Consider the following 2197-nt stretch of genomic DNA (forward strand, 5'->3'; position numbering starts at 1 on the left):
CTAACGCTGACCTTAGTGAGTACGCGATAGGCGCAAACACGAACCTGAGTGAGCATGCGATCGATTCGATTAAATCCATGGCGGGTCAACAAACGGAAACCACCAAAGCCGCGATTACCATGGCGAACGCGTCCAAAGCAAGAGAGCAAACGGGTGAGAACGAAAGCAATAATGAGCTGTTGAAGAACGTGTCTCTTATGGTCGGCATTCTTGGCACGTTAATCACCATGGCCTATTTAGTGGCGGAGCGTAATAAATGAAACAACTCCAAACCCTAAGTCCAGGCGAAAGCATTCAATTTAATGCAGGTCAGGCAGGAAAATACCTCATCGTTCGTGAAGCCAGTCATTCCCTCATGCTTCGCGGCGATGCATTGCGTCCTACAGAAATCGGGCGAGGTGATACGGTGGACATCACTCGTTTTGATGAACTTGAGCTTTTTAACCATCAGGCGGAACCGGTCACGGTTGAATATCAAGTGGCGGACATTCCCATCAGCACCACATCGCAAAAAATCGACATTAATAATTCCGTCGCGATTAGCGAAATTTTAACCCCCATCACTGTCAGTAAAGTTCAAGCCGAAGTGAAGACGCGCATTCAAAATGACACGCTAACCGTGGAGAATCTGGCCGACCTTTACACCTTGCAAAAGATAGGCACGGGTGAGCTGGATTTAACGGGAGATGAGCAAAGCATTGCGGGAAAGGAAGAGCGAAAAGGACTCTTTATTCAGGCTTCTAAAGATAATGCTCACCCTGTTTTGGTTCAAGGGTTTATCGATGTTGTCGCCGGTGGTCATGTGCTGATTAAAAGTAATAAGGCCGTGATGCTAGAAGGTGGAGCGGGTGACACGGTTCGTCTAGGTGAGTTCGTATGATTAACGTTTATAACCCATCTGATAATGCACCGTTAAGTGGCGAAGGTTTATCTATTGCTCAGAATCGCCGGATGTCATTTGCCCGCACAGATATTGAAAATAACATCTACAGTGTGGAATTGCCTTTGCAACCCAGTGAGCTTTCCTTGGTGATATTGAAAATTGCCCCGTTAAATCCCTCTTCACTCCCATTATTTAGATATTACCTAAGGTATAGCATTACGGCTCTCACCGATGACAATAGAATTTTAAGAGTGCAACAAGCCACATACCAGCTAGGGAACTCACACGCTAGAACCTCCCCAATCCACACGATTGTTGCGCCTAAAGGAGCAACAAAAATAAAAGTACAAGTGGGCTCAGGGTTCGATTTATCGGTCACTAAACACGGTGAGGTTTCATTCAATGAAAGTACAAGTTAATCGTTTGGGGCGCATTGTCTCCGTGAATGCGCCGCAGCCTAGAGAGGATTGTGGAACGCTTGATATTGAGTTAACCGACGACGTCTTGAGCAATTTAGGTGGCTACCTTGTGCGAAATGGAGAGGTGGTTCTTGATGATGCGATTGCACGGAAAAATAGGAGCTACGCTCGCCAACAGCTTGCAAAGCAATACCTCGAAGCGACCGATTTTTACTTAGTACGCCAAGTAGAAACCGGTGCGGACGTCCCCCAAGAGGTTCTCTCCAAGCGTGAGACAGCCAGAGCCTTACTCGTGACCCAGTTACCGGATTTCGAATAATGGCCATTAAAAAATTGAGTGCGCTCGTTGTGCTCTTCACTTTAATAGGAGTGTATTTCATGAACAAAAAAACCGTCGATAAAGCACTCAATCAGTTTGCGTTATCAGCAAGAAGCGAGTCTCGCATGATTGGGGTTCATGGTGATCTCAAGCGCGTGGTTCGCAGGGCGATTGAGTTAACCCCGTTTGATTTTGGCATTACCTCGGGAAAGCGAACGGCCGAAGAGCAAAATGCGCTCTTCAAAAAAGGCGCTAGCCAACTCGATGGCTACAGTAAAAAAAGCCGGCACCAGTCAGGCCATGCGATTGATTTTGTGGTGTATGACGAAAACAGCAAAGTCACGTGGGGCTTTAGCTATTACGAACAAGTGAGTTGGGCGTTTAAACAAGCAGCGAAAGAGCTGAATGTGCCTATTGTCTGGGGTGGGGATTGGGTCAGCTTTAAAGATGGGCCTCATGTGGAACTCGATAAACGGGTTTACGCATGATAGGCGCCATCGCCAACCTCATCACTGGCGGCATTGATGCCTATAAGCAGCACGGCCTCAATAAAGCGAATGCCCTCAAGCGACAAGA

Annotated in this window: 4 protein-coding genes and 1 pseudogene; all 5 read left to right on the forward strand. The window is 47.2% G+C overall.

The window, feature by feature from the left end; genetic code table 11:
- Positions 1–260 (forward strand): annotated as a pseudogene (locus AB6C75_RS23330) (hypothetical protein); the annotation flags it as partial.
- Entirely contained in the window at positions 257–880 is a 624-nt protein-coding gene (locus AB6C75_RS23335; RefSeq protein ID WP_213866069.1) for a hypothetical protein, read from the forward strand. The pseudogene AB6C75_RS23330 and the gene AB6C75_RS23335, both read left to right, overlap by 4 nt.
- Positions 877–1302, forward strand: coding sequence for a hypothetical protein (locus tag AB6C75_RS23340; protein ID WP_372109478.1), 426 nt, complete (start codon positions 877–879; stop codon positions 1300–1302). Before AB6C75_RS23335 ends, AB6C75_RS23340 begins: the two co-directional genes overlap by 4 nt.
- Entirely contained in the window at positions 1286–1621 is a 336-nt protein-coding gene (locus tag AB6C75_RS23345; protein WP_372109480.1) for a hypothetical protein, read from the forward strand. Before AB6C75_RS23340 ends, AB6C75_RS23345 begins: the two co-directional genes overlap by 17 nt.
- Before the next feature lie 59 nt (positions 1622–1680).
- Positions 1681–2109: a M15 family metallopeptidase gene (locus AB6C75_RS23350; protein WP_057623299.1), complete on the forward strand. Its 429-nt coding sequence runs from the start codon at positions 1681–1683 to the stop codon at positions 2107–2109.
- The last annotated feature ends 88 nt before the right edge of the window (positions 2110–2197 follow it).

The organism is Vibrio sp. 10N.237.312.B06 (assembly GCF_041464685.1).
Classification (GTDB): Bacteria; Pseudomonadota; Gammaproteobacteria; order Enterobacterales; family Vibrionaceae; genus Vibrio; species Vibrio tasmaniensis_A.

Excerpts from the sequence above, each read along its gene's own strand:
- AB6C75_RS23335 (WP_213866069.1), top strand. The coding sequence starts at position 257 with ATGAAACAACTCCAAACCCTAAGTCCAGGCGAAAGCATTCAATTTAAT.
- AB6C75_RS23345 (WP_372109480.1), top strand. The coding sequence starts at position 1,286 with ATGAAAGTACAAGTTAATCGTTTGGGGCGCATTGTCTCCGTGAATGCG.
- AB6C75_RS23340 (WP_372109478.1), top strand. The coding sequence starts at position 877 with ATGATTAACGTTTATAACCCATCTGATAATGCACCGTTAAGTGGCGAA.
- AB6C75_RS23350 (WP_057623299.1), top strand. The coding sequence starts at position 1,681 with ATGAACAAAAAAACCGTCGATAAAGCACTCAATCAGTTTGCGTTATCA.